Annotated in this window: 1 protein-coding gene; it reads left to right on the plus strand. The window is 42.7% G+C overall.

Annotated features, from left to right (window positions below; all coding sequences use genetic code 11):
- Positions 1-66: 66 nt before the first annotated feature.
- The coding region (locus L8D11_RS05650) for a hypothetical protein (RefSeq protein WP_236870678.1) at positions 67-248 on the plus strand (182 nt) is incomplete at its 3' end.

Here is a 248-nt window from a genome sequence, read left to right on the forward strand (position 1 = left end):
AGTTCTCTAACCACAGTATCAAATTTCACACCTCTGCTTCTTTTAGTAATAAGGCGAACCTTATCTTTGAAGCGAGAGATAGAAGCTTTGGCAATTGTAGTAGAGCCATCTGCCAATAAAGTAAATCGAGTAGAGAGGCGCATTGCAGCACCTCCCTCTCACACCACCGTACAAGCGATGTCGCATAGGGCGGTTTCAGATTTGTGTTTACCAAAAGCAGAGTACATAGAGAAGAGATTAATCTTCTC

This window comes from Candidatus Bandiella numerosa, from assembly GCF_021811875.1.
In the GTDB taxonomy this organism is placed as follows: domain Bacteria; phylum Pseudomonadota; class Alphaproteobacteria; order Rickettsiales; family Midichloriaceae; genus Aquirickettsia; species Aquirickettsia numerosa_A.